Raw genomic sequence first — 26830 nt, forward strand, 5'->3', positions numbered from 1 at the left:
CGTTGTGTGGCGGTGGAGAAAGTTCTCGGCCTCTAGCACTCCACGAAGTTCACCGGCACGTTGATCGCGAGGCCGCCACTGGAGGTCTCCTTGTACTTCGAGTGCATGTCGGCACCGGTGGACCGCATCGTCTCGATCACCTGGTCCAGGCTGACGCGGTGGGTACCGTTGCCGCGCAATGCCATCCGAGCGGCGTTGATTGCCTTACCGGCCGAGATCGCGTTGCGTTCGATGCACGGAATCTGCACCAGTCCGCCGATGGGGTCGCATGTGAGACCGAGGCTGTGTTCCATCGCGATCTCGGCGGCGTTCTCCACCTGTTCGGGTGTGCCGCCCAGTACCTCGGCCAGACCGGCTGCGGCCATCGACGCCGCCGAACCCACCTCGCCCTGGCAGCCCACGTCGGCACCGGAGATCGACGCCATCTCCTTGTAGAGCGATCCGATCGCGCCGGCGGTGAGCAGAAAACGCACCGTGCTGCCGTCGGGATCGGCGACCCCCGCGGCGGTGTAGCGAGTGGCGTAGTGCAGCACGGCCGGGATGATGCCGGCCGCGCCGTTGGTGGGTGCTGTGACGATTCGTCCGCCGGAGGCGTTCTCCTCGTTGACTGCGAGGGCGACGAGATTGACCCAGTCCTCGGCGAATTCGCTCGAACGGTTCGGATCCTCGGCATCGAGCCGCAGGAACCAGTCCCGTGCTCGGCGCCGCACGCCCAGCGCGCCGGGAAGGTAGCCGTCGCGGGAGATGCCGCGAACCTCGCACTCGACCATGACGTCACGGATGTGCAGCAACGCGTCCCGAATCTCCTCGTGCGTGCGGCGTTCGAGCTCGACCTCGGTCATGACGTCACTGATGCTGCAGCGCCGACGTTCACAGAGCTGAAGTAGTTCCTTGGCCGACGCGAATCCGTTCGCGGAGGCGAGGGGTGCGACGGCCTCGACGCTTTCGGCCTCGGTCACCACGAAGCCGCCACCGACGGAGAAGTACACCTCGCTGTGCAGTTCGGTCGAATCCGCTCTGCGCGCAGTCAGTTTCATCCCGTTCGGGTGGAACGGCAGTACCGTCAACGGACGCAGCACGATGTCGTCGACAGCCAGGTCGATCTCGCGGTGACCACCGAAGACGATTCGGCCGGTGGCCGCCATCGATGCCTGCCGTTCTTCCATGACCTCGGTCGTGATGGTCTCGGGCGCATGGCCTTCCAACCCCAGCAGTACGGCGGTCATGGTGCCGTGGCCGGCTCCGGTCGCGGCCAACGAGCCGTACAGATCGACCGCCAGCTCTCGAACGTCGTCGAACGCAGACATGGTCCGCAGGTCGTCGACGAACCGGGCGGCCGCGCGCATCGGTCCGACGGTGTGCGAACTCGAGGGGCCGACTCCGACGGAGAAGAGGTCGAAAACACTGATGGTCATGAGGTCGTCCGAACTGCGCCGGTCGGCTCGCGCATGGTCAGGTCGTCGAACGACGAGGCAGCGGGAGTCAGGACGGCGAACAGCCAGCCGGCACCGAGCGGATCGGCAGCGACGAGCGACGGGTCCTCGCGCACAGCGGGGTTGACGATCGTGACCATGCCGCTCGCCGGGGCGTACACCGTGACCGAGCCGGCGGAAGTGTGGATAGTGCCGCACGCATCGCCGGCGGTGAGCACGGTACGTACCGACGGAAGATCGACGCCGACGATGTCGGCCGCGTCGGCCAACGCTGCAGGCGTCACACCCACACGGCTCGGAGTCTGGGCCGGTGAACCGAACGGGTCGACGGCCATCCAACCGTGCTCGGCGCTTAAGAGCCGACGGGCGGAGGAGAGAGATGCGGTCATGAGGTGGCCTCGGCATTCGTCGTGGATTGACCTGGGTGTGCGGGCAGTGCGTCGAGCGACCGCACTGCCCGCATCACGGCCAGTGCGTCGATAGTGGCGGCGACGTCGTGAACCCGCAGGAGTGACGCCCCGTTCTGGGCCGCGATAATCGCGGCGGCGAGTGATCCGGCGAGTCGGCCGTCGACCTCTCGGCCGGTGATGGCACCGATCATTCCCTTCCGCGACAGACCCGCCATGATCGGTCGCCCGGAAGCGGTGAGCGCCCGAAGACCCTGCAGCAGTGTCAGGTTGTGCTCGAGAGTCTTTCCGAATCCGAATCCGGGATCGACCAAGATGCGGTACGCCGGGATTCCTGCTCGGATGCATTCGGCGGACCGGTCGTCGAGGAACTCGCGGACCTCTGCCGTGACGTCGCCGTACCGAGGGGAATGCTGCATCGTCGCCGGCTCGCCCTGCATGTGCGTCAGGCATACGGCAACGTCCAGTTCGGCAGCTGCGGCGAGCGCGCCCGGAAGACGAAGAGCACGAACGTCATTGATGACGCTCGCCCCGGCGCGTACCGCCTCTCGCATCACCTCGGGCCGTGAGGTGTCGACCGACAGCGGTGTCGAGGTAAGTCTGGACAGTGCGTCGATCACCGGTACGACTCGCTCGATCTCCTCGTCGACGGTGGGTGGGGTTGCCCCCGGCCGGGTCGACTCACCGCCGATGTCGAGCAGTTCGGCACCCTCGTCGACCATCGACAGAGCATGCGCCACAGCACGATCCGAGTCCAGGAAGCGGCCGCCATCGGAGAACGAATCCGGGGTGACGTTGACGATTCCGCAGACGACCGGATGCGAGGTCGTCAACCGGGTCAGCAGCCGGTCGCGGGCATCGGCTGCCCGGGTTGCCGTGGAGACGGTCGTGAGCACTGCGGTCACCTTTTCTCTCGCGTCGGGTTCGGTGGTGCGACTCAGCCGGCGTCGGTGTATTCCTCGGCCGCGTCGGTCAGCCAGGCTGCGAGATAGCGTGCGAACGACGAGCGCACCAGGATTCGATAGTCCGTTCCGGTGTCGTCACAGGCAATGAGGATCATGCCTGCCATCGCCAGCATCGTCTGTACCGTCGACCCGGCCGGGAAGACGCGGGGGTGCAGATCGATCGAGCACCCTTTCGCCAGCACGTCGCGGGCCCGGGAACCGCTCAGGCGCAGACTGGTTCGCTGTGCGGACACATCGGTTGCCGCACCGCGATGCTCACGAACGGCCGAGCCGAGACGGTGTTCGAGTTCGACCGGATCGAGGCCCGCCCCGATCACCAGCCACTCCTCCGGGCCGAGCCAGATCGCGGTGGTGTTCGTGCCCTCGGCAACGCGTCCGGGGCCGGGCAGCTCGGTGCCGAGCTCGGCCGAGGCAGCGGCACCGCCCGGCCCGCTCGGGTCGACCCACAGGTCGATCCCGGCCAGGAACGGCTCCTCCACGATGCGTACAGCAGACGAGTCCGGCAGAACTGTTTCTGCGAGTGGGCTTCTGGCGGCGAGTCGGTCAGCCATCACGGCGGTTACCTTCCGGGTCGACGAGTACGGAGCCGGTGACTTCCACGGCGACGAGGGTGTCGCCCACCGGGACGTGCAGGATGTCGCCGAGTCGGTCACGCCCGGCCTCGAGCAGGGCCAGCCCGAACGGCCTGCCCAATTCTGCGCTGGCGTAACTCGACGTGACGTGGCCGAGCATCGGAACCGGAAGCTCGGGGAGGACGCCGCTCTCGGAGTGCTCGATGATCTGCGAGCCCTCGGGAAGGACGGTCTCCCGATCGACGGGCAGGAGCCCGACGAACTGCTTGCGCAACGGGTTCCGGTTCTCGGCACGGTCGAACGAGCGCTTTCCGATGAAGTCGAGCTTCTTCTTCGATACCGCCCAGCTCATACCGAGGTCCTGTGGGGTGACGGTCCCGTCGGTGTCCTGGCCGACGATCGGGTAGCCCTTCTCGGCCCGCAGCACGTGCATGGTCTCGGTGCCGTACGGGGTGATGCCGTACTTCTCGCCCGCATCGATCAGCCGCGACCACAGTGCGTGGGCGTGCCAAGAATCGATATTCACCTCGAAGGCCAGTTCACCGGAGAAGCTGATGCGCGCCACGCGTACCGGCACACCGTCGACCGAGGCGTCACGCCAGGCCATGAACGGGAACGCCTCGTTGGAGACGTCGAGCTCGGGGAAGATCTCGCCGACGAGGTCGCGGGAGCGCGGTCCGACGACGGGGAACGTGGCCCACTGCTCGGTCACCGACGTCAGCCGAACCGCCAGGTGCGGCCATTCGGTCTGCAGCCACTCCTCCATCCAGTCGAGCATTCCTGCTGCGCCGCCCGTGGTGGTGAACACCTGGAATCGGTCGTCCGCCAACCGCATCACGGTGCCGTCGTCGATCACCATGCCGTCGGCACCGCACATCACGCCGTAGCGAACCATGCCGACCTTCAAGTTGCTCATCATGTTCGTGTAGAACATGTCCAGCACCACACCGGCGTCGGGGCCCTGCACGTCGATCTTGCCCAGTGTCGAACCGTCGAGCATGCCGACGCTCGCACGCACGGCCGCGCACTCGCGGAGCACGGCGTCGTGCATCTCCTCGCCGGGCAGTGGATAGTAGCGGGGCCGCTTCCACTGTCCGACGTCCTCGAAGACCGCGCCGCGTGCGACGTGCCAATCATGAACTGCAGTAACCCGTTCCGGGTCGAAGGCCATGCCGCGGTTGCGGCCGGCCAACGCCGCGAACGCCACCGGGGTGTACGGCGGTCGGAAGGTGGTGGTGCCCAGGTTCTCCACCGGCTTGTCGAGCAGTTCCGCCACGATGCCCGAGGACACCACACCGGAGGTCTTGCCCTGATCGTGCGCGGTGCCGATCGTGGTGTAGCGCTTGATGTGTTCCATCGACGACATGCCTGCACCGACGGCGCGGACCAGATCGGCCACCGTCGCGTCTCGCTGCACGTCGACGAACTGGCTGTCGGCTCCGAAGTCGTCGCGCACCCGCCACAGCACCAGTGACTCGGTGATCGGCACGGATTCGGCTGCTGGAGGCGGTGTTTCGGTGATGTCGAAGCCGAGACGGGTCAGCACACCTGCCGCGGCCGAGTTACCGTCGCGGAGGCATCCGGCCAGATCGAACACCCCCGAGGCCGATCCGGCGACGCTGATACCCTCGACGTCGTCCGCCGGGACGAACGCTCCGAGTGTGCCGTCGTAGCGGAGTTTGCCGCGGGCCTGACTGAACAGGTGCACGGCGGGGTTCCAGCCGCCACTGACGAGCAGTACGTCGCACGCCACGGTGTCGGTGGCACCGTCGGCTCCGGTCACCAAAGCATGGGTGACGCGGGTGTCGCCGCGGGTGCCGGATACGACGCTGCCGGTACGCACCTCGATGCCGCGTTCGCGGCACAGGCCGAGCCAGTGTTCCGGTGCCTCGGAGCGGGCATCGACGATGCGCGCGATGCGGACCCCGGCGTCGTGCAGATCGACGGCTGCCTTGTACGCGCTGTCGTTGGTGGTGAACACCACGGCCTCGGTTCCTACCGTCACGCCGTAGCGATGCAGGAACGTACGTGCACTGTGCGCCAACATTATTCCGGGTCGATCGTTGTCGGTGAAGACGACGGGACGCTCGTGGGCGCCGGTGGCCACCAGGATGTGACGCGAGCGAATACGCCAGACTCGCTGACGGCTCAGCGCTGCAGGAGCTTCCAAGCCCAGGTGATCGGTGCGGCGCTCGAGGGCGAGCACGAAGCCGTCGTCGTAGGAACCGAACGCGGTGGTGCGGCGCAGCAACGTCACGTCGGGGAAGGTCGACAACTCGGCCACCGCGTCGGCAACCCAGTCCAGGGCCGGCCGTCCGTCGATGACGTCGTCGGAGCCGAGCAGGGAGCCGCCAAACTCGCTCTGATCGTCGACGACGACCACGCGAGCGCCACTGCGGGCGGCGACCAGAGCTGCCGTCAGACCGGCCGGGCCGGCTCCGACGACCAACAGGTCGGCGTGGGCGTGCATGGCGTCGTACTTGGCGGAGTCGGAGATCTCGGCGAGTCGGCCTTGCCCGGGGATGCCGCGAGCGACCAGGCCGTCGTACAGCTCGATCGTCGTGGCGAGCAGCATCGGCTCGGGGAACGGCTCCTCGATCTGTACGAGTCCGCCGGTGTCCTCGGCCCATGCAGCGGTGAATCCACGGGGCCTGCCGAGCTTGATGCTGGTGGTCACCTGATGAATACCGTTGGCGAGCAACGCAGATGCCAGCGTGTCGCCCGGGTGGCCCTGCAGGGCCGAGCCGCCGAACGTGAAGTCGAAGGTGCTCGTGCGGTCGATGCGGCCGCCGGATGCGGTGCGGAATGCGGTCATGGGTTCACCGGCTTCGGGTCGTCGAGGCGATAGACACTGTGGATTCGGTAGGTGGCGGTGTCCCGCACGGCGTTGAACCAACGCCGACAGCCCGCACTGTGGCTCCACCGTTCCGCGAAGAGCCCCTTGGGGTTCTCGCGGAAGAACACGAAGTGCGCCCACTGTTCGTCGGTCAGAGCCGAGGGATCCTCGGGGTAGGCGATGTGCGCCTGGCCGCCGTAGTGGAACTCGGTCTCTTCTCGACTCCCGCACCACGGGCATTCGATCAATTGCATTGCCGCTCCAAGATTTCTCGTTCGGGTGCTGCGTGTGTCGGGGCGGAGAAACTAGTGCGCCACGCCTGCGGCACCGTGCTCGTCCACCAGCGCGCCGGTGACGAATCGGTCCAGACTGAACGGTGCGATGTACTCGTGCACCTCGTCGTTGGCGATGGTGTCGGCCAGGCACCAACCGGCACCGGGGGTGGCCTTGAATCCGCCTGTACCCCAACCGCAATTGAGGAACACGTTGTCGAACGGCGTGCGTCCGACGATGGGGGAGGCGTCGGGGCAGACGTCCACGATGCCGGCCCAGGTGCGCAGCAGGTGCGCGCGAGCGAAGACGGGGAACAACTCCACCGCAGCCGCCATCTGCCGTTCGATGATGTGGAACGCACCGCGCTGGCCGTAGCCGTTGTAGGAATCGACGCCTGCACCCATCACCAGTTCGCCCTTGTGGGCCTGAGAGACGTACACGTGCACGGCATTCGACATGACGACCGTGGGATGCACGGGCTCGAGCAACTCCGAGACGAGGGCCTGCAGCGGATGGCTCTGCAGCGGAGTCTTGATGCCGAGCATGTCCGTCAGCGTCGAGGTGTGCCCGGCCGCGCACAGCGCGACCTGGCCGGTGGCGATGTCGCCGCGCGTGGTCTTGACCCCGGTGACGCGGTTGCCGTCGGTGGTGAAGCCGGTGACCTCACAGTTCTGGATGATGTCGATACCGGCCGCGTCGGCGCGTCGGGCAAATCCCCAGGCGACGTAGTCGTGCTTGGCGATGCCGGCGCGTGGCTGGTACGTCGCACCGAGCACCGGGTAGCGAATGTCGCTGGAGATGTTGACGATCGGGCACAGCTTCTTGACCTCGTCGGGGTCGACCCACTGAGCGTCGATGCCGTTGAGTCGGTTGGCCTCGACGCGTCGCACGCTGTCGCGCACGTCCTGCAGGCTGTGCGCGAGGTTGAGGACTCCGCGCTGGCTGAACAGGATGGGGTAGTCGAGGTCGTCGGCGAGCCCTTCCCACAGCTTCAGCGAATGCTCGTAGATGCGCGCACTTTCGTCCCACAGGTAGTTGGACCGGATGAGGGTGGTGTTGCGCGCCATGTTTCCGCCGGCGAGCCACCCCTTCTCCAGCACAGCCACATTGGTGATGCCGTGGTTCTTGGCGAGGTAGTGCGCGGTGGCCAGACCGTGTCCGCCGCCGCCGATGATCACGACGTCGTACGACTTCTTCGGCTCGGGGTTGCGCCACAGGAAGTCCGGGTGGTCGGGCAGATGTGCGCCCGGAGGGGTTGCGGGGGCGGTCATCGGTAGCCTTCCGTCAGGTCGGAGTAGAGGGGGAACTGCGCGGCGACGGCTTCGACCCGGATTCGCAGTGCATCGAGTCCGCGGTCGTCGGTGTCGGGACGTAACGCGTGGGCGATGACATCGGAGACCTCGGCGAACGCCGTGGCGTCCAGGCCGCGGGTCGCGAGGGCCGGGGTGCCGATGCGGACTCCGGAGCTCACCATGGGTGGCCGTGGATCGAACGGAACTGCGTTGCGGTTCACGGTGATTCCGACGTGATGGAGTCTGTCCTCGGCCTGCTTGCCGTCCAGTTCGGACTTGCGCAGGTCCACGAGAACGAGGTGGACGTCGGTGCCGCCCGAGACCACGTCGATGCCTGCGGCTGCTGCGTCGTCGGTCAACAGTCGATCGGCCAGGATCTTCGCGCCTTCGAGGGTGCGCTGCTGCCGTTCCCGAAAGTCCTCTTCGGCAGCAAGTTTGAAGGCGACGGCCTTGCCGGCGATGACGTGTTCGAGGGGCCCGCCCTGCTGACCGGGAAAGACCGAGGAGTTGAACTTCTTCGCCAGCGCGGCGTCGTTGGTGATGATGACGCCGCCGCGTGGTCCGCCGAGCGTCTTGTGCGTCGTCGAGGTGACCACGTGTGCGTGCGGTACCGGTGACGGGTGCAGTCCGGCGGCGACCAGGCCGGCGAAGTGCGCCATGTCCACCATCAGGTAGGCACCGACTTCGTCTGCGATGCGGCGGAATTCGGCGAAGTCGAGGTGGCGCGGGTAGGCGGACCAACCGGCCATGATCAGCTTGGGACGGTGCTCGTGGGCGAGGCGCTCCACCTCTTCCATGTCGACGCGGTGGTCGTGCTCGCCGACGTGGTAGGCCGAGACGTCGTACAACTTGCCCGAGAAGTTCAGCTTCATGCCGTGCGTGAGGTGTCCGCCGTGGGCGAGTGCGAGACCGAGAATCGAATCGCCCGGCTGCAGCAGTGCCGCCATGGCAGCGGCATTTGCCTGCGCACCCGAGTGCGGCTGCACGTTGGCGAACGACGATCCGAACAGGGCGTTGAGCCGGTCGATCGCGAGTTGCTCGATGACGTCGACGTTTTCGCATCCGCCGTAGTAACGCCGGCCGGGGTAGCCCTCGGCGTACTTGTTCGTCAGTACCGAACCCTGCGCCTGCATGACGGCCAATGGTGCGAAGTTCTCACTCGCGATCATTTCCAAGGTGTTCTGCTGGCGGCCGAGCTCGGCACTGATCGCGCGGTGCACCTCGGGGTCGAGATCGGCGAGTACTCGGTTCGTCACGCCTCTCGGGTGCGGTGCCGTCGCCGTCGGTGCGAAGTCCTGCGTCAAGATGGCCGCCCTTCTGGAAGATCAATGATCTGGAACTGATATATCAAGATGCCAATAGAGTAAGATCACAAAGCAGAGCCGTCAAGGGCGGGGCGTCGACCGGGAGTGAGCAGACAAGATGACGATCGAAATTCAGCCGGTGATGGATGCAACGCAGTTTGTCGGAACCAATGCCGATCGAGCCTACGAAATAGTGCGTGAGCAGCTGATCATGCTGGAAATTCGTCCGGGTGAACCGATCAACGACGACCGCCTGGCCGAGCAATTGGGGCTGGGGCGCACACCGATTCGTGAGGGTCTCAAACGACTCGAACGTGAGCGTCTCGTCGTCGCGTATCCCCGACGCGGAACCTTCGCGACCGCCGTCGACATGACCGACCTGGCCAACATCTCGGAGATCCGCAAGCAGCTCGAGCCGGCGGCCTCGGCTCGTGCGGCGCGGACGGCGACACGGGCGGCCCGAGACCGGCTGGCCGAGCTCGCGGCCTCCATTGCGAGCATCGACGACACCGACGATTCACGCGAGGTGCTGCGCAAAGATGTTGCGGTGCATCGAGAGATCTATCGGGCGTCGGGCAATCCCCACCTCGAAGACATTCTGGTCAGCCTCGACGCGCACGCCACGCGCATCTGGTGCCTGTTTCTCGACCGACTCCCGAACGTGGCCGGCCATGTCCGTGAGCACGTCGTGTTGCTGCAGGCGATCATCGACGGCGATGCGGACACCGCGGCCGAACTGACCCTCGAACACGTCACCGGCTTCGAGAACGCCATCAGGGAACTGCTGTAGTTGCAGCCGCGATGCGCTCGGCCGCACCGCGCAATGCGGTCGAGATGGCATACATCGCCGGGGTGTACTGACGCCTGGCGAGTGACGCGATGTAGATGACGCGCGTCGGCACGCGATCCGTGTCGGGGAAGTCGATGGTGGTGACGTCGGGTCGATGGTGAATCACCGACAACCCGGGCACCATGGCGATGCCGACACCGGCAGCCACCATGGCCTCGATCTCCTGATAGTCGTGTGCCTCGTAGACGACGTCGGGCTCGAATCCTGCTACGCGACAACTGCGATAGAGAACTTCGGCAGCCGGGTGGTCGTTGCTGCGGATGATCCATCGCGCGTCACGAAGATCGTGCAGCGACACATCGTGCTGCACCCGATCGTCGTCGATCGGCAGCAGCAGCACGGTCGGGTCTTCCATCAGCGGCTCGAGTGACAGCGATCGTTCTGCCTCCTCCGTCCAGGCGTAGCTCCACAGCAGCGCCAGGTCGATTTCGCTCGAATGCAGCATGTCGAGCAACTGCGGGCGCACCGCCGATCGCACGCGAACGTCCACACCGGGCCATCGTGAGTGATAGTCCTTCAGTGCGTCGGAGAGCAGCGACGCACTGACCGTGGGAAACGAGCCGAGGCGAACCGAACCGCGTTCGAGCCCCCGGATCGCTTCGAGGTCGCCGCTCGCGGCGCGCATCTCCCGTCTGAACAAGCGGGCGCGGCTGGTGAGGATCTCGCCGGCTTCGGTGAGTTGTACGCCACGTGGCAGGCGGGTCAACACGGGCTGTTTGATGCCGTGTTCGAGTTTGCTGATGCGTTGGGACGCCGCGGAGGGCGTCATGTTCGCTCGTTCGGCACCTGCGGTCAGTGAGCCGGCCTCGGCGATGTCGAGAAGAAGAAACAACGTCACGACATCGAACGTGTGGTTCATACGGATATCTTTCAGCTCAGCTAAACGACCAGGTAGCAAAACGATATTGTCCTAAAAGGCGGACGTCAATAATGTGACTGGGACAACGTTCGAGTGCGGATGTAACCGAGCACTTACCAGCCACCTGAAAGACGCCCATGACCTCCATCGAGATCCTCCCGCTCATCGCATTGGTTGCGATGTTCGTGATCGCAACCTTCTTTCCGATCAACATCGGCATCCTCGGCTTCATCGGTGCCTTCGTGGTCGGATACTTCGCGCTGGGATTCGACGACAAGGAAATTCTGAACGAGTTCCCCAGCTCGATCGTGTTGACCATCGTCGGAGTCACCTACTTCTTCGGCATGGCCAAACGCAACGGCACCATCGATCTTCTGGTCAACAGCTGCATCCGAGCGGTGCACGGCCGGGTGACGGTCGTTCCGTGGGTGTTCTTCTTTGTCGCCTCGGTCTTGACGGCACTCGGTACCTTCAGCCCCGCCGCGGTGGCGCTGATCGTGCCTGCCGCAATGGCGTTCGCAGCTCGAACCGGCATGAGCCCGCTGGTCATGGGCATCATGGTGATCAACGGTGCCCATGCAGGCGCGTTCTCCCCGATCTCCGTCTCCGGTGTTCTGGTTCGCGACATCGTCGAGAACAACGGCCTCGCCCTGAACCCGTGGACGCTGTTCTTCGCCAGCTACGGCATCAACCTGCTGCTCTCGGTGCTGACGGTTGTCGGCTACGCAGCCCTGGCCCGCATGAAGGGCTTCGAGTACACCGCAACGGGGTCCACCGATCCCGCTCCCGGTAGCGGCCCCGTCGGCGGAACGCCGGTCAAGACGTCCGTCCCCACCGGCGGCGGTACCGGCGGTATCGGCGGCGGCAGCTCGGCAGGCGGCAGCACCCAGGTGCTCACTCGTCCGACCACTACCACCCTGGTCGACGCCCCGGCCCCGGTCACGTTCGTCCAGAAGCTCACGCTCTTCCTCATCGGCGCACTCCTTGTACTCGTTCTCGTACTGCACCTGCCGATCAGCTTCATCGCTATCGGAGCCGGAGCGGTCCTGGCGTTCACGGATCTGAAGAAGCAGAACGAGGCCATCGCAGACATCAGTTGGTCGACGGTTCTGCTGGTCGCCGGCATGGTCACCTACATCTCGATCCTGCAAGAAGTGGGCACCATCGATCACCTGGCCGAAATGGCGATCACCATCGGTGCTCCGATCATCGTGGCCATCGTGCTCTGCTACGTCATCGGCATCACCTCGGCCTTCGCGTCCTCCACCGCCCTTCTGGCCGCCGTCATTCCGCTGGCCATGCCGCTGCTGGGAACCGGTGCACTGCCGGTCGTCGGTGTCGTCGCTGCTCTGGCCATCTCGGCGACCGTCGTCGACGTCTCGCCCTTCTCGACCAACGGTGCGCTCGTGCTGGCCAACGCGCAGAACATCGAGCGCCCGCGCTTCTACCGTCAGCTGCTGCTCAATGCCGGAATCGTCGTCGCCATCGCGCCGGCCCTGTGCTGGTTGATCCTGGTCGTCGTGCCCGAGCTGTTCTGACCGGGACGAGCGCGTTAAGCGCTCCTGCACGGCCTGAACATATTTCGTAATTGTGCTTGACCATCCTCTGTCGCAGGGTGGAAGCATCGGATCCTGATCGGAAGGCACACCAGATGTTCACTCTTCGTGGAACGTGGATGCGTGGAGGCACCAGCAAGTGCTGGCTGTTCAACGCGGTCGACATCGACCCGTACATCGCCGACGCCGGCGGTCTCGACAACATCCTGACCGCGGCCTTCGGTTCGGGTGACCCGCGCCAGCTCGACGGGGTAGGGGGTGGCAGCTCCACCACCTCCAAGGCCGCCATCGTGCGACGCTCCAGCGCAGCCGGTATCGATGTCGACTACCTGTTCGCTCAGGTCGCCATCGAGAACCGCACCGTGGAGTGGGGCAGCAACTGCGGAAACTGTGCGACGGCAATCGGCCTCTACGCCGTGCAGACCGGTCTCGTCGCCGTGGACGACCATGTCACCGTGGTCCGGATGCGCAACGAGAACACCGGCGCAATTCTGGCGGCGGAGATCGCGACCCCCGGCGGACGCATTCCTGCCGAGGGCGACGCGTCCGTCCCCGGCACCACGGCTCTCGGCGTCCCGGTGGGGTTGACCTTCACCGATCCGGCGTCGGACCGAGTGACGATGCTTCCCACCGGTGCCGAGGTCGATCGAGTCGCATTCGGCGGCAACGAGTTCCGCGGAACGTTCGTTCGAGCGGGTGCGCCCGCCGCATTGTTCGACGCCGCCGATTTCGGACTGACCGGGTCGGAGCCCAACGACCTCGTCGCCGCTCACGTCCCCACTCTGATCGCGCTACGCCGACAGGCCGCTCTGCGGATGGGGCTGAGCAAGCCCGAAGAACCTGTCTCGCATGCCATTCCGAAGGTCGGCATCGTCGGGCCACCGCGGGAGTACGTGACCACCACGGGCGAGTACGTCGCTGCCGCCGACTACGACATCTCGGTGCGCATGCTGTCGATGATGGCCCCGCACCCGGCGATCGGACTGACTTCCGCGGTGGCCGTGGCCGCAGCGGCGACGGTCATCGGTGGGGTCGTCACTGCCAACGCAGGGTCCGGCCGTCCGGGAACCATCCGAATCGGTACCGCCGCGGGAGTGCTCGCGGTCGACTACACGGTGGACGCCAACGGGTTACTGCAGTCGGTCACCCTGCACCGCGCAGTGCGACGCATCGCCACCGCAGACCTCTTCGTGGTGCCGATGCCGGCTCTGGTCGGTGCTCACGCGTTCTGAGCAGCTTCCCTCGTGCGCGTTTTGCGTACCTGGAGGCGCGCAAAACGCGCACGACCGGAGCTACACACCACCGAGGACCGCGTCGACCAGACTTTCTGCGTAGACGCGGTCCTCGGTGTCGCCTCGATCGGCATCGGTGTGATGCGAGAAGATGACGTGGCTGAGAACCGCTCCGGTTACCAGTTCGAGAATCCTGGTGGTATCGGCCGACTCGGGTAATTCGCCCCGTTTCTGGGCCCGGTGCACGATCAGTCGGGCCGCAACCAGTCGGCTTCGGTTGAGTGTGTCGATCATGTGCCCGAGTAGGTCGGGGTGCACCCGCGCATCGAGGGCGACGCGCAGGCTGACGAGACCGGCCGTTCCTCGGTAGCCCTGCAGAAGCTGCACCGCCAATTCGACGAGATCCGCCCGCAGGTTGCCGAGGTCGATCGGTGTCGCGAGCGGACTTCGAGCGTCCAGCGCGTCGACGACCAAGGCCCCCTTCGATTCCCAGCGCCGATAAAGCGCCGCCCTGCCGACGGACGCGCGGCGGGCAACGGCGTCGAGTGTGAAACCCGACCAGCCTTTCTCCCAGTAGACCTCGAGCACTGCGTCGTAGACGCGGTCCTCCAGATCAGGATCACGCGGCCTACCCCGTCGGCTCCTGGTTTTGTCGGTCACCCAGGGATTGTGGCACCTACCCGGCATTGCGGACAATCTGTGTCTGTAATAGGTTCCCGGTCATGAGTTCAGTACGCCACGAGGCGTCGACGGTGGATCCGAGACGTGTTCCGGTGATCGTGGCTATCGGTGAGACAAGCGGCCGCGGCGAACCCATGGGCGTCGAACCCATGGAACTGATCACCCGCGCTGCCACCGAGGCACTCCAGGATTCGCCGACGTCGGAGCCGTGGATTCGTAGAGCGGACAGCATCACGTTCTGCCACATCGCCAGCTGGGCTTACGCCAGTCCCGCCGCTGTGCTGGCCCGTAGATTCGGTGCCACCCCCACAGATGTGTTCGACGCGCCGATCGGTGGCCAGTGGCCCGCGCGCCTTCTCGATCGCGCAGCCTCGCGCATTGCGTCCGGGGAGTCGACGGTAGCGGTGATCGCGGGCGGTGAAGCGCAGGCCTCGATGGGTGCCTTGGTCAAGGCCGGGCGAGAGCCCGTGCGGGATGGGGGATGGAGCGCGGACCCGGGAGGTCCGCCCACCTTCGACCTCGATCAACTCGGAAGTGCCGCAATGCAAGAGGCCGGACTGATCACTCCGGTTCGGATCTATCCCTTGTTCGAGAGCCGCTTCAGATTCGAGGCCGGACTGGATCCGGAGTCTCGACTGGCCGAGTGCAGCGACCTGTATGCGGAGTTTTCCGTTGTCGCCCAAAAGAACCCGTACTCGTGGAACGGGCGAGTGCGGACGGCTGCCGACATCGGCACGCCGTCGCCGAAGAACCGCATCGTGTGCGAGCCGTATCCGTTGTCGATGAACGCCATGCCCTTCGTCGACCAGGCAGCGTGCATTGTGGTGACCAGCTTGGCCGAAGCCCGAGAACGCGGTGTTCCCGAGGGCGACATCGTGTTCGTCTGGGGTGGTGCGGGTGCCGAGGATTCGGTCGACATTCTCGACCGCAGCGATTTCGGCCGGTCTCCAGCGATGGAGGATGCGATGGACCGAGCCTTGCGCGCCGCAGAGATCGGAGTCGAACAACTCGACGTGGTCGACGTGTACAGCTGTTTCCCGATCGTGCCGACCCTCGCCACCCGACACCTCGGGACGCCGAAATCATTGGTACCCACTGTGACCGGTGGTCATTCGTCCTTCGGTGGTCCCCTCAGCAGTCATTCGCTGCATTCGATCACCGCATCCGTCCGCGAGATTCGCGGCGGCAAGAACTGCGCACTGGTGCACGCGAACGGTGGCTACATGACGTATCACCACTCGGTGCTGCTCGGTGGCGACCAGCATCCACTGGGCTACGTCGGAAATCCCGAACCCGCAGTGCTGACGCCGGGTTCACCGCCTCGTGCACCTGTACAGGACGGGACTCTCGTGGTGGAGACAGTGTCCGTCGAGCATTCTCGGCAGCAGGAACCGAACCAGGCGTTCCTCGTCGCGAGAGACGAACGCGGACGACGCGTCGCCGCACAGACGGCACCCGGGGACACGGCGAGCGCCCGTGCGCTGTCCCTGTATCGAACCGACCCGGCACGCGAAATCATCGGGACCACAGTCACTGTCGACACCATCGAGGGGAACATTCGTGTCCGAAGCAGCTAGCATCGAACCTGTCGTACTGACCAGGCGGGAAGGTCACGTACTCGTCGTCACCATCAACCGACCGCGAGCTGCCAACAGCATCGACGCCCGCGTGCACACGTTGCTCGGGGAGGCGTGGGAGTCGGCCGAGGCAGATCGAGACATCCGAGCCATCGTCTTGACCGGCGCGGGATCGGCGACTTTCTGTGGAGGTGCTGATCTGAAGGCCCTCGGCACCGGAGGACCCGGCGCGGTGACCCCGCCCGAGACCGAGCACTGGGGGTTCGCCGGCATTGTGCAACACCCGATCTCGGTCCCGGTCATCGCGGCCGTGAACGGGTCGGCGATGGGAGGAGGAACCGAGATAGCTCTGGTCTCGGACATGGTCGTCGCGTCGGACACGGCAGTGTTCGGCCTGCCCGAGATCCGGCGTGGTCTCATCGCTGGTGCAGGTGGCGCTTTTCGGCTGATGTCCGCCGTGCCGGAACACATTGCCCTGGAGATGATCTTGACCGGACAGCCGATCTCCGCGCAGGAAGCCGCACGGTGGGGATTGGTCAACAGAGTTGTGGCCCCGACCGAGGTCCTCGACGCCGCACTCGAACTCGCTCGGCTCTGCGCGGAAGGCGCTCCGCTGGCGGTGCGCGCATCCAAGCGTCTGGCCCGACGTATCACCGACGGTGCCATCGCGCACGAGAAAGATTCGTGGGCACAGAACCGTCAGGAATTGGATCGACTCACCACCACGCAGGACGTCGTCGAAGGAATCACCGCATTCCTGCAGAAACGCGATCCGACATGGACCGCGCAGTGAGCGCTCAGAACCGCGAACCACGGTGGTCTTCTCGGTGCGGAGCCTGACGCACCGCCGTCACTGCGATTCTCGCCGCGTGGCCGATGGCCTGATCGACGAGTGGGAGGTACAGGTCCATCCGCGCCGCCCGAGTGAACACCGACACCGCGACGGGTTTCTCGCCCGGAAACGAGACCACGGCAACCTCGTTGCGAATAGGGCCGATAGTTCCGGTCTTCCCCGAAACCTGCACATCTGGGTACGGGACTCCGCTGCGGATTCTGTGTGGCCACACCTGCTGAGACAGAACCTCTTTCATGTACCGGCACTGCTCCGGTGATGCCGCGGCGTCCAGCCAGATCGAGCGCAGGACAGTGTTGCTGTCACGGGGTGTCGTGCAGGAGGTGTAGGCGGGATCGAAACCAGCACTGTCGATCACTGTGTAGTTGCTGGCCAACAATCCCAGTGCCTCATCCGAGCTCAGCCGACCGGTGTCCCGCACGATCTGATCGCCCAGTGTCTTCGTGCCACCGACGATCCGAGTCTGCTCGAGTCCGAGATCCTCGATCACTCGCGTGAGTGCATTCAGGCCGAGTGCACCGAGAAGCGCATCGGCAGCGGCATTGTCGGAGACGGTGATCATCGAACGTGCGATGTCGCGCCAACTCATCGTGACCGGATCTGCGTAGCTCGCGATGCCAGTCGGCCCAGGACTGCACTGGGCCGGGACAAGTCGTACCGAATCGGTTGCGGTCAAGGATCCTTCGTCGAAGGCCCGCCCTGCAGCGACCAGCAGTACGAGCTTCCATACCGACGCAGCGACGACGGGATCGTCTCCCTCATGGTCGACGACCGTGCCGGTGCCGTCGATTCGTTCGGCACGTACCCAACCCCGGCAGCCGGCATCTGCGAATACTGCGCGCAGCTGCTCGTCGGTCGTATTCACTTGCCTGCCTGCAACAGGATTCGGTCGATGACAGTCACCAGGGGCTCTACTTCGTCGTCGCGGCTCACGATCCGAACCCGCAGGGCCACTTCCTCCGAAGCAAGATCGAGATGCGCGGTGCCAGGCAATATCGGGTTGGACGCAGGCACGAGTCCGAAACAGCGACCCGACGCGACGCCGATCGCCACATCGCGAAATGTATTCACGGCGAACACCTCGGGGTCGAGGGCGTGGCGTCGAAACGCGTCGAGCAGCAGATCATGCGCGGGTGGGTTCGCAGTCCGCGGTGTGGTGGCGAATGCGAGGTCGGACAGCATGGTCAAGCGTGGACGCTGCGCGTGCGCCGAGCGGTGACCGACAGGAACCACGACACGGCGGGGCAGTGTGACGACCGGTCCGGCGAGCAACCGGTCGATTACCACTGGGTGATCGACCACCGCGAGGTCCAGTTCGTGTGCGCGCACACGGTCGAGCAACGACACCGCACCGGCGGTCTCCACCCGTGCCTGGACGCCTACGGCGGCGGCTATGCGCGCGGCGATCCCCTCGTCCAGCTCAGGTACGAGGCCGATGCGGATCGATCCGGACGCTGTGAGTGATTCTGCGGCAGTGGTCAATCGGCGTGCGTCGTCGACGATCAACCGGGCCCTGGGCAACAGTGCGGACCCGTGCTCGGTGACGGCGGCTCCGTCGGGGGTTCGCTCGATGAGCGTGAGCCCGAGGTGCTTCTCCAAGGCTTTGATGGCCCGAGACACCGGTGGCTGCGTCACTCCGAGAGCGGCCGCGGCGCGGCCGAAGTGCCGTTCTTCTGCGACGGCGACGAAATACTTGAGATGGCGAACCAGATCCACCGACCTATTGAAACACGATCACCTGCCGCGATACCGAAGAGGAATGAACCGGCCGGGCCTCGGGACTTGGCTCGATGGTGCTCGGATGTGATCGCATGACCCCATGCGTACCTCGACATCCACCCGACTGATCACCGTGATCGCGGCGGCAACGTTGACGGCAGGCGTCGCGTGCTCCTCGACGTCCACGACCGAGCCACCGCAATCCGCAACGAGTACATCTCGGACCACGACCGATCAGGCGATGGCCGAACAGCCATATTCTCAGCTCGAGGCGAGGGACAGCGCTCGGCTCGGCGTCAGCGCACTCGATCTCACGTCCGGATCCATCCAGAGTTATCGCGGTGACGAACGTTTCGCGTTCTGCTCGACGTTCAAGGTGTATGCCGTCGGTGCCGTACTCGCCGCCGTCGACGCAGGCAGGCTGCGGCTGACCGACACCAGAACAATCGCCGCAGAGGACAAGGTGCCCGAGTCGGCCGTCGATTGGGCACCCGGCTCGGTCGTCACCATCGCAGATCTCGCCTCCGCAGCGTTGACGAAGAGCGACAACACATCCGGCAATCTGCTGATACGTGAAGCAGGTGGGACAGCGGCGCTCACCGATTTCGCGCGATCGCTCGGCGACACCGAATTCCGCCTCGATCGCATCGAGCCGGAGTTGAATACGGCCATCCCCGACGACCCTCGGGACACCACGACTCCGAACTCGATGGCCGCCGGCTATCGGACCCTGCTCGACGGCGACGCACTGACGCAGGCATCACGACAGCAGTTGCTGGACTGGATGGCCGGCACACAAACCTCCACGGCCCGCTTCCGCGCGGGCATTCCCCCGCAGTGGACGTCGGCCGACAAGACCGGAACCGGTAGCTACGGTGTCTCCAACGACGCGGGCCTGGTGCTCGGACCCGAAGGTCAGAAGATTCTGCTCGTCGTCCTCAGTGCTACGACGTCGGGTGCGGAGGACTCACCGGCCATGAACGCCCTTGTCGCCGACACGACTCGGACGGTCGTAGAACAGCTGGATTGACGTCAGTTCTCGGATCGGCGGACGGCGTCGACGAGGGGGACGAGATCCGGTTCGCTTGCTGCTTCGTCGAGGGCCGCGCGCAGGGCCGCGTCGTTGGTCGGCCGCGCTGACTCGAGCAGAGCCAGGCCTTCGTCGCTGACGTCGGTGTAGATGCCGCGGCGGTCGGTGGGGCAGAGGTACCGGGTGAGGAGTCCGCGGTCCTCGAGGCGGGTGACCAGGCGGGTCGTCGCACTCTGGCTCAGGACGACGGCGTCGGCCACCTGCTTCATCTGCAGGTGTCCGCCCACCCCGTCGTGCTGACGTGCCAGGACGTCGAGCAGCCAATACTCGCGAGCGCTGAGGTTGTGGCCGGCCTGCAGAGCCTTCTCGATACGGCTCTCGATGCGACCGTGCAGGACCGACAACGCCAGCCAGTTCTGGGCCAGCGCCGTCAGGGCGGGGTCCTTCGCCGTCATTGCTGCGCCTTCCGTGCCGATGCTGGTACAGCCACCGTACAGCGCCTGCCGTTAATCGGCGTCTGCAACTACATCGGTCGGCGGGCGACGATGCGTCGAGCATGCGCCAGCACCGGTGCGTCCACCATCTGACCTCGGAAGGCGAACACCCCGCGATTGTGCTCGACGGCGTCGAGTACGGCTGTGGCCCAGTCCATTTCCTCGACCGTAGGCGCATAGGCCTCGCGAATGACGGGGATGTGGCTGGGGTGGATGGCCACTTTGCCGTCGAAGCCCACGGCTACAGCGTCGTCGGCCTCGGCGCGCACCCCGTCGAGATCGGGGATGTCGAGGTAGACCGAATCGAGCGCGAACAGTCCCCGCGCCTTGGCGGCCAGCAATGTCTGCGATCGAACATGCTGTGCGACATCGCGGTAGCGGCCGTCGCCCAGTCGACTCGAATTCCCGCCCATCGCAGCGACCAGATCCTCGGCACCCCACATGGCACCGATGGCATTGTCGGCTGCGAGTGCGTCGAAGACCGTCATCGCGCCGAGCGGGGATTCGATCAGTGCGACGACATTCAGTGATGCCAGAGCTGTTATCTGAGCGGCAGATTCACACTTGGGCAACATGACGGTCGTGTAGTCGGTGCGCTGCAACGCGTCGAGGTCGGCGGCCTGGTCCTCGGTGCCGTGTGCATTGACTCGAACGATGGTGCGCGACGGGTCCAGCGGTGTCGACACCACGGACTCGCGAGCGCCGGCTTTGTCCGCGGCACCGACAGCGTCCTCGAGATCCAGAATGACGACATCGGCTCGGGCCGCTGCCTTCTCGTATCGCTCGGGTCGATCAGCGGGACAGAACAGCCACGCCGGGCCAGGGGGAATCCAGGTCACGACGCGTCGTCCTCGGGCCGCATCCGGACGAGAGTCTTGCGGACGGCAATCGCTACGACGTCACCGTGCTGATTTCGACCGGTGTGGGTGAACGTCACGATTCCCTCGCCGGGGCGGGACTTGGATTCGCGCTTGTCCGAGATCACCGTCTCCGCGTAGAGGGTGTCGCCGTGAAACAGCGGCTTCGGGAAGGAGACCTCGGAGAAGCCGAGGTTGGCGACAATCGTGCCCTGGGTCAGCTGCGTCACCGACAATCCGACGAGGGTGGACACGGTGAACATCGAATTCACCAGCCGTTGACCGAAAGATGTTGTCTCACTGTAGGCGGCATCGAGATGCAGGGCCTGGGTGTTCATCGTCTGTGTGGTGAACGATGTGTTGTCGGCCTCGGTGATGGTGCGGCCGGGGCGATGTTCGTAGACGGTACCGAGCTCCATCTCCTCGAACCACAGGCCGCGTTGCCGAATGCGCTTGTCGCTCATAGCCCCAAGCTCCGGGCGATGAGCATCAGCTGAACCTCGGTGGTGCCTTCACCGATTTCGAGGATCTTGCTGTCGCGGTAGTGACGGGCGACAACGTATTCGTTCATGAATCCGTAGCCGCCGTGAATCTGCGTCGCGTCGCGGGCGTTGTCCATCGCAGCCTCGGAGGCCACGAGCTTGGCGATGGACGCGGCCTTCTTGAACGGCTTGCCCGCCAACATCAGTGCCGCCGCGTCGTAATACGCCGTCCGTGCGGTGTGTGCGCGTGCCTCCATGCGGGCGATCTTGAACGAGATCGCCTGATTGCGGGCAATCGGAGCGCCGAACGCCTCGCGCTCCTTGGCGTACTTGACGCTCTCGTCGACGCAACCCTGAGCCGCACCGACCGATACGGCAGCGATCGCGATCCGGCCCTCGTCGAGGATGTGCAGGAAGTTCGCGTACCCGCGGCCTTCCTGGCCGAGCAGGTTCTCCTGCGGGACTCGTACATCGGTGAAGCTGAGCGGGTGTGTGTCCGAGGCATTCCAGCCGACCTTGTTGTACGCCGCTTCGGCCACGAACCCGGGAGTGTCGGTGGGCACGAGGATCGACGAAATCTGCTTGCGTCCTGTTGTCTCGTCGACGCCGGTCACAGCGGTGACGGTCACCAGTTCGGTGATGTCGGTTCCGGAGTTGGTGATGAACTGCTTGCTGCCGTTGATGATCCAGTCACCGCCGTCGCGCTTGGCGGTGGTCTTGGTGCCGCCCGCGTCGCTACCGGCACCCGGCTCGGTCAAACCGAAGGCAGCCAGTGCCTTGCCCGCGGTGAGCTTGGGTAGCCACTGCTGCTTCTGCTTGTCGTTGCCGAAACGGTAGACGGGCATGGCACCGAGCGAGACGCCTGCCTCGAGCGTCATCGCGACGCTCTGGTCGACCTTGCCGAGCTCTTCGAGTGCCAGGCACAGGGCGAAGTAGTCTCCGCCCATGCCGCCGTACTCCTCGGGGAAGGGCAGACCGAAGAGGCCCATCTCGGCCATCCCTGCGACCACCTCGTACGGAAAGGAGTGCTCGGCATCGTGTTTCGCCGAGACCGGCGCGACGACGGTGCGGGTGAAGTCCGCCACGGATTTGACCAGTTGCTGGTATTCGTCGGGCAGATTGGACGACGACAGATGTTCGGTCATGACTTGTCCTCTTCGGTGTCGGTGGGAACGATGCGGGCGAGGACCTGGTCGACGCGGACCTGATCTCCTACTGCGACTGTGAGTTCGACGGTGCCGTCGATGGGCGTGGTCAAGGTGTGTTCCATCTTCATCGCCTCGACGACGACGATGGCCGTGCCTGCGGTGACGGCGCTACCGGAGGTCGTTCCGATCGCGATGATCGAACCCGGCATCGGCGAGAGGATCTCTGCGTCGCCGGACTGCGTGTCGTCCTCGCGCACATTGGGTTCGGCGATTCGATCGATTCTCCAGGTGCCGCGTGAGCTGGATACCCAGGTGGACGATTCGTTTCGGGCTACGGTCATCGAATCGCGTCGATCATCGAGTACGAGGTCGATGGAATCCTCGGTAGCGGAGGCCCGCAGTCGGCGCGGTTCTTCGTCGTCGACGACGACCGTCGCCGCATCGAGGGTCCCGGTGATGGACACGTGCGCGGTCCGAGTGCCGGATGTCAGCCGGAGCTGGAACGGTGCGTGCGCTCCCACCCGCCAGCCCGACGGCGTTGCCCAGATGTCCTGGCCCGCCTCCTGCCACGTATCGAGCCAGGCGACGGTGGCTGCGGCGATCATCGCCTCGTCGGGGGCGTCGGCGGCAACGAAATCCTCGACGCGGCGGTCCAGTAGGCCGGTGTCGAGATTGCCGGCACGGACCTCGGTGTCGGCGAGCAGGAATCGAGCGAACTCGATGTTGGTGACGACGCCGAGTACCGAGGTATCGGCCAGCGCACGATCCAGGCTGCGCAGCGCTGTAGTCCGATCGGGGCCGTGCGCGATGACCTTCGAGAGCATGGGGTCGTAATTGCTGCCCACCTCGGTGCCGATGGCGAGACCGGAGTCGACGCGGATGCCCGTGCCGGTGGGCTCGCGCAACCCGACGACGGTGCCGCCGGTCGGGAGGAACTCGCGGCCGGGTTCCTCGGCGTAGACGCGGGCTTCGATGGCGTGTCCGGTCAGTCGAATATCGTGCTGACTCAGCGTGAGTGGCTCGCCGGCGGCGATCCTGACCTGCCACTCCACGAGGTCGATGCCGGTGACCATCTCGGTCACCGGGTGTTCCACCTGGAGTCGAGTGTTCATCTCCATGAAGAAGAAGTCGTCGGGGTGGTCGGCGGAGACGATGAACTCGACGGTGCCGGCACCGGAGTAGTCGACGCTGCGAGCGGTGTTGCAGGCAGCCTCGCCGATACGCGCTCGGGTCTGCGCGTCGAGCAGTGGGGACGGCGCTTCTTCGATGACCTTCTGATGGCGTCGCTGCAGGCTGCATTCACGCTCACCGAGGTGGATGACGTTGCCGTGACCGTCGGCGAGGATCTGCACCTCGATGTGCCGGGGCCGCAACACGAATCGTTCGAGGAACAGCGTGTCGTCGCCGAACGAGGAGGCCGCCTCGCGGCGGGCACTGGCCAGCGCGGCAGGCAGATCCTCGGCGCGCTCGACCAGACGCATGCCCTTGCCGCCGCCACCTGCGGACGGTTTGACCAGGACCGGGAATCCGACGTCGGGTGCACCGGCGACGAGGTCGTCGTCGGACAGTCCCGGTCGGGAGATGCCGGGTACAACCGGGACACCGAAGGCGCTGACCGCGGCCTTGGCGGCGATCTTGTCGCCCATCACCTCGATGGCCTTCTCCGGCGGTCCGAGGAAGGCGATTCCGGCTTCGGCGCAGGCCGCAGCGAAGTGGGAGTTCTCCGAGAGGAATCCGTAGCCGGGGTGAATTCCCTGTGCGCCGGTGGCTTTCGCGGCGGCGATCACCTTGTCGATGTCGAGGTAGCTCTCGCGTGCGCTGGCGGGGCCGAGTCGTACCGCGGTATCGGCTTCGCGGACGTGCCGGGCGTCGGCATCCGCATCGCTGTAGACGGCGACGGTGCGAATGCCCATGCGACGCAGCGTGCGTGCCACTCGGACGGCGATCTCGCCGCGGTTGGCGATCAGAATGGTGTCGATCATCGTGGTCATGCCTCTCACATCCTGAAAACGCCGTAGGAGACCGGCTCGAGCGGCGCATTGGCGCACGCCGAGAGTGCCAGTCCGAGAACAGTTCTGGTGTCAGCGGGGTCGATGATGCCGTCGTCCCACAGCCGGGCCGTCGAATAGTAGGGGTTGCCTTGACTCTCGTACTGGTCACGAATCGGAGCTTTGAACGCTTCCTGGTCTTGCTCACCCCACGGTTTGCCTGCGGCGTCGAGTTGGTCGCTTCGTACCGTGGCGAGCACCGATGCGGCCTGTTCGCCGCCCATCACCGAGATTCGCGCGTTCGGCCACATGAACAGGAAACGCGGGAAATACGCTCTGCCGCACATGGAGTAGTTGCCTGCACCGTACGAGCCGCCGATGACGACGGTGATCTTCGGAACGCGGGCGCAGGCCACTGCGGTGACCATCTTCGCGCCGTGCTTGGCGATGCCGCCGGCTTCGTAGTCTCGGCCGACCATGAAGCCGGTGATGTTCTGCAAGAACACCAGTGGGATGCTGCGCTTGTCGCAGAGTTCGATGAAATGCGCGCCCTTCATCGCAGATTCGGCGAACAGCACACCGTTGTTGGCGATGATCCCGACGGGATGGCCGTGGAGGTGGGCGAATCCGGTGACGAGTGTCTTGCCGTATTCGGCTTTGAACTCGTCGAATTCGCCTGCGTCGACCACCCGGGTGATCACCTCTCGCACGTCGTACGGGGTGCGTGGGTCGGTGGGGACGACGTCGTAGATCTCGCTCTGGTCGGCGATCGGGTCGCGGGTGGGAACGACATCCCATGGCCGCGGCGTGCGGGGCCCGAGGGTGGAGACGATCTTCCGGACGCGGCGCAATGCGTCGCGGTCGTCGTCTGCCAGATGGTCGGTGACTCCGGAGACCTTCGAGTGCAGGTCTCCGCCACCGAGTTCCTCGGCGGTGACGACCTCGCCGGTCGCAGCTTTCACCAGGGGCGGGCCGCCGAGGAAGATGGTTCCCTGATTCTTGACGATGATGGCCTCGTCGCTCATTGCAGGCACGTATGCCCCGCCCGCGGTGCAGGAGCCCATCACGGCGGCGATCTGCGCAATTCCCTTGGCGCTCATCGTCGCCTGGTTGAAGAAGATGCGTCCGAAGTGGTCGCGGTCGGGAAATACCTCGTCCTGACGCGGCAGGAATGCGCCACCGGAGTCGACGAGGTAGATGCACGGCAGTGTGTTCTGCAGGGCGATCTCCTGCGCGCGCAGATGCTTCTTCACCGTCATCGGGTAGTACGTGCCGCCTTTGACGGTGGCGTCGTTGGCAATGATGATGCACTCTCGACCGGCCACGCGACCGATGCCTGCGATCACGCCTGCCCCGGGGCACTCGTCGTCGTACAGGCCGTTGGCAGCCAGCGGTGCGATCTCGAGGAACGGGCTACCCGGATCCAACAGCTCGTCGACCCGGTCGCGGGGGAGCAGCTTGCCGCGGGCGATGTGCCGTTCCCGGGACTTCTCGCTACCGCCGAGTGCTGCCACGGCGAGCTTCTGGGAGAGCTGCTGCGTGAGTAGCTGATGATCTGCGCGGTTGGCAGCGGTATCGATCGCCATGAGATGCACGCCTTCAGGGGTTGGACGTCGGTGTCACACAGGGGTCAGTTAATGGTTGATAACTGACATGATAGTAAACTACGATTAACCGAGAGTCCAGGTTCGAGGGGGTGGCAGTGCAGGAGATCGAGGTCAAGCCGGCCACTGTGCGTGAGCAACGCAAAGCCGAACGTCGGCAGCAACTGCTCGATGCCGCGGCATCGCTGTTCGCCGAACGCGGGTTCGCGTCGGTGCGGCTCGAGGATCTGGGTGCAGCCGTCGGCATCAGTGGACCGGCCGTCTATCGCCACTTCCCGAACAAGGAGGCGGTGCTCGTCGAACTGATGGTCGGAATCTCGGAGTATCTGCTCGACGGCGGTCGCGAGGTGGTCGGCTCGCGGAAGGTCGATGAAGAGACGGTGTCGGCTCTGGTCGATTTCCACCTCGACTTCGCTTTCGAGACACCGGCTTTCATTCGAATTCAGGATCGCGACCTGCAGAGCCTCCCTGAGGGGGCGCGCCGCAAGGTGCGCCGCATGCAGCGCGAGTACGTGGAGCTGTGGGTGTCGACCTTGTGTGCCGTCGACCCGGAATTGAACGAGGCCGATGCGCGCACCACCGCGCACGCAGTGTTCGGACTCATCAACTCCACGCCCTACAGCGCGGGCCGCACGCCGTCGCGCAATGCCCGACCGGTGCTTCGAGCAATGGCATTGGCGGCATTGGGGGTATTGCACTGACCTCAGCGCCCACAATTCGACTACGTAAGCGGGATTCCGCCTGCAGATACGAATAGTGGGCGCTGAGGTCACCTCTGCGCCGCGCACAGGAAGAGCAAACCGCCTAAATCGGCGACA

General features: G+C 65.3%; 25 protein-coding genes. 7 read left to right on the top strand and 18 right to left on the bottom strand.

Annotation, left to right across the window (positions count from 1 at the left end; all coding sequences use genetic code 11):
* Positions 1-32: 32 nt before the first annotated feature.
* The 8 genes from CH268_RS12035 to glyA are packed head-to-tail and all read right to left on the bottom strand — an operon-like array spanning position 33 to position 9034.
* On the bottom strand, positions 33-1415 hold the full coding sequence (locus tag CH268_RS12035; protein WP_094664231.1) for an L-serine ammonia-lyase: 1383 nt from the start codon (positions 1413-1415) through the stop codon (positions 33-35).
* The gene (locus CH268_RS12040) at positions 1412-1822 is read right to left on the bottom strand and encodes a glycine cleavage system protein H (RefSeq protein ID WP_094664233.1); all 411 of its coding nucleotides are present in this window, start codon (positions 1820-1822) and stop codon (positions 1412-1414) included. The genes CH268_RS12035 and CH268_RS12040 overlap by 4 nt, the downstream gene beginning before the upstream one ends.
* Positions 1819-2736 carry a dihydropteroate synthase gene (gene folP / locus CH268_RS12045; protein WP_176457927.1) on the bottom strand — a complete coding sequence of 306 codons (918 nt, stop codon included), beginning with the start codon at positions 2734-2736 and terminating at the stop codon, positions 1819-1821. Before folP ends, CH268_RS12040 begins: the two co-directional genes overlap by 4 nt.
* A 41-nt stretch (positions 2737-2777) precedes the next feature.
* Positions 2778-3356: a sarcosine oxidase subunit gamma gene (locus CH268_RS12050; protein WP_094623143.1), complete on the bottom strand. Its 579-nt coding sequence runs from the start codon at positions 3354-3356 to the stop codon at positions 2778-2780.
* Entirely contained in the window at positions 3349-6192 is a 2844-nt protein-coding gene (locus tag CH268_RS12055) for a 2Fe-2S iron-sulfur cluster-binding protein (RefSeq protein WP_094664235.1), read from the bottom strand. Before CH268_RS12055 ends, CH268_RS12050 begins: the two co-directional genes overlap by 8 nt.
* The gene (locus CH268_RS12060) at positions 6189-6467 is read right to left on the bottom strand and encodes a sarcosine oxidase subunit delta (protein ID WP_094664237.1); all 279 of its coding nucleotides are present in this window, start codon (positions 6465-6467) and stop codon (positions 6189-6191) included. The genes CH268_RS12055 and CH268_RS12060 overlap by 4 nt, the downstream gene beginning before the upstream one ends.
* A gap of 51 nt (positions 6468-6518) precedes the next feature.
* Positions 6519-7757 carry a sarcosine oxidase subunit beta family protein gene (locus CH268_RS12065; RefSeq protein WP_032367894.1) on the bottom strand — a complete coding sequence of 413 codons (1239 nt, stop codon included), beginning with the start codon at positions 7755-7757 and terminating at the stop codon, positions 6519-6521.
* A complete protein-coding gene (glyA, locus tag CH268_RS12070; RefSeq protein ID WP_032373558.1) occupies positions 7754-9034 on the bottom strand; it encodes a serine hydroxymethyltransferase in 1281 nt (426 codons plus the stop codon). The genes CH268_RS12065 and glyA overlap by 4 nt, the downstream gene beginning before the upstream one ends.
* Before the next feature lie 166 nt (positions 9035-9200).
* Between glyA and CH268_RS12075 the strand changes: the two genes are divergently transcribed.
* Entirely contained in the window at positions 9201-9872 is a 672-nt protein-coding gene (locus CH268_RS12075) for a GntR family transcriptional regulator (RefSeq protein WP_027494729.1), read from the top strand.
* Here CH268_RS12075 and CH268_RS12080 read toward each other — a convergent pair.
* Entirely contained in the window at positions 9856-10791 is a 936-nt protein-coding gene (locus CH268_RS12080) for a LysR family transcriptional regulator (protein ID WP_027494728.1), read from the bottom strand. The genes CH268_RS12075 and CH268_RS12080 overlap by 17 nt on opposite strands.
* Before the next feature lie 137 nt (positions 10792-10928).
* Here CH268_RS12080 and CH268_RS12085 point away from each other — a divergent pair, with 137 nt between their 5' ends.
* Together CH268_RS12085 and CH268_RS12090 are read left to right on the top strand one after the other, a co-directional pair.
* On the top strand, positions 10929-12329 hold the full coding sequence (locus CH268_RS12085) for an SLC13 family permease (RefSeq protein WP_094664239.1): 1401 nt from the start codon (positions 10929-10931) through the stop codon (positions 12327-12329).
* Between the two features lie 113 nt (positions 12330-12442).
* Positions 12443-13579 carry a PrpF domain-containing protein gene (locus tag CH268_RS12090; protein ID WP_094664361.1) on the top strand — a complete coding sequence of 379 codons (1137 nt, stop codon included), beginning with the start codon at positions 12443-12445 and terminating at the stop codon, positions 13577-13579.
* Between the two features lie 60 nt (positions 13580-13639).
* Here the strand turns inward: CH268_RS12090 and CH268_RS12095 are convergent, their stop codons facing one another.
* Positions 13640-14239 (bottom strand): TetR/AcrR family transcriptional regulator, encoded by a 600-nt coding sequence (locus tag CH268_RS12095; protein ID WP_032373556.1) that lies wholly within the window; start codon positions 14237-14239, stop codon positions 13640-13642.
* A 62-nt stretch (positions 14240-14301) separates the two neighbouring features.
* Between CH268_RS12095 and CH268_RS12100 the strand changes: the two genes are divergently transcribed.
* Positions 14302-15837, top strand: coding sequence for an acetyl-CoA acetyltransferase (locus CH268_RS12100; protein ID WP_255182367.1), 1536 nt, complete (start codon positions 14302-14304; stop codon positions 15835-15837).
* Positions 15821-16630, top strand: coding sequence for an enoyl-CoA hydratase/isomerase family protein (locus CH268_RS12105; RefSeq protein WP_255182368.1), 810 nt, complete (start codon positions 15821-15823; stop codon positions 16628-16630). Before CH268_RS12100 ends, CH268_RS12105 begins: the two co-directional genes overlap by 17 nt.
* Positions 16631-16634: 4 nt before the next feature.
* Here CH268_RS12105 and CH268_RS12110 read toward each other — a convergent pair whose 3' ends face one another.
* Together CH268_RS12110 and CH268_RS12115 are read right to left on the bottom strand one after the other, a co-directional pair.
* Positions 16635-17555 carry a serine hydrolase gene (locus CH268_RS12110; protein WP_094664243.1) on the bottom strand — a complete coding sequence of 307 codons (921 nt, stop codon included), beginning with the start codon at positions 17553-17555 and terminating at the stop codon, positions 16635-16637.
* Positions 17552-18406 carry a LysR family transcriptional regulator gene (locus CH268_RS12115; RefSeq protein ID WP_094664245.1) on the bottom strand — a complete coding sequence of 285 codons (855 nt, stop codon included), beginning with the start codon at positions 18404-18406 and terminating at the stop codon, positions 17552-17554. Before CH268_RS12115 ends, CH268_RS12110 begins: the two co-directional genes overlap by 4 nt.
* A 103-nt stretch (positions 18407-18509) precedes the next feature.
* On the opposite strand from CH268_RS12115, the gene bla reads away from it, so the two are divergent.
* The gene (gene bla / locus CH268_RS12120; protein WP_094664247.1) at positions 18510-19439 is read left to right on the top strand and encodes a class A beta-lactamase; all 930 of its coding nucleotides are present in this window, start codon (positions 18510-18512) and stop codon (positions 19437-19439) included.
* 2 nt (positions 19440-19441) lie between these two features.
* On the opposite strand, the gene CH268_RS12125 is transcribed toward bla, so the two are convergent.
* The 6 genes from CH268_RS12125 to CH268_RS12150 form a co-directional block, all read right to left on the bottom strand.
* Positions 19442-19894 carry a MarR family winged helix-turn-helix transcriptional regulator gene (locus CH268_RS12125; protein ID WP_094664249.1) on the bottom strand — a complete coding sequence of 151 codons (453 nt, stop codon included), beginning with the start codon at positions 19892-19894 and terminating at the stop codon, positions 19442-19444.
* Between the two features lie 68 nt (positions 19895-19962).
* The gene (locus tag CH268_RS12130; RefSeq protein WP_094664251.1) at positions 19963-20772 is read right to left on the bottom strand and encodes an HpcH/HpaI aldolase/citrate lyase family protein; all 810 of its coding nucleotides are present in this window, start codon (positions 20770-20772) and stop codon (positions 19963-19965) included.
* Entirely contained in the window at positions 20769-21254 is a 486-nt protein-coding gene (locus CH268_RS12135) for a MaoC family dehydratase (protein WP_027494718.1), read from the bottom strand. The genes CH268_RS12130 and CH268_RS12135 overlap by 4 nt, the downstream gene beginning before the upstream one ends.
* Complete coding sequence (locus CH268_RS12140) at positions 21251-22417, bottom strand: acyl-CoA dehydrogenase family protein (RefSeq protein ID WP_094664253.1); 1167 nt, start codon at positions 22415-22417, stop codon at positions 21251-21253. The genes CH268_RS12135 and CH268_RS12140 overlap by 4 nt, the downstream gene beginning before the upstream one ends.
* On the bottom strand, positions 22414-24411 hold the full coding sequence (locus tag CH268_RS12145; protein WP_094664365.1) for an acetyl/propionyl/methylcrotonyl-CoA carboxylase subunit alpha: 1998 nt from the start codon (positions 24409-24411) through the stop codon (positions 22414-22416). Before CH268_RS12145 ends, CH268_RS12140 begins: the two co-directional genes overlap by 4 nt.
* A 5-nt stretch (positions 24412-24416) precedes the next feature.
* The gene (locus CH268_RS12150; protein WP_094664255.1) at positions 24417-25994 is read right to left on the bottom strand and encodes a carboxyl transferase domain-containing protein; all 1578 of its coding nucleotides are present in this window, start codon (positions 25992-25994) and stop codon (positions 24417-24419) included.
* A gap of 116 nt (positions 25995-26110) precedes the next feature.
* On the opposite strand from CH268_RS12150, the gene CH268_RS12155 reads away from it, so the two are divergent.
* A complete protein-coding gene (locus CH268_RS12155) occupies positions 26111-26713 on the top strand; it encodes an SACE_7040 family transcriptional regulator (protein ID WP_032373647.1) in 603 nt (200 codons plus the stop codon).
* Positions 26714-26830: the final 117 nt, after the last annotated feature.

This window comes from Rhodococcus sp. 06-1460-1B (genome assembly GCF_002258475.1).
Classification (GTDB): domain Bacteria; phylum Actinomycetota; class Actinomycetes; order Mycobacteriales; family Mycobacteriaceae; genus Rhodococcoides; species Rhodococcoides fascians.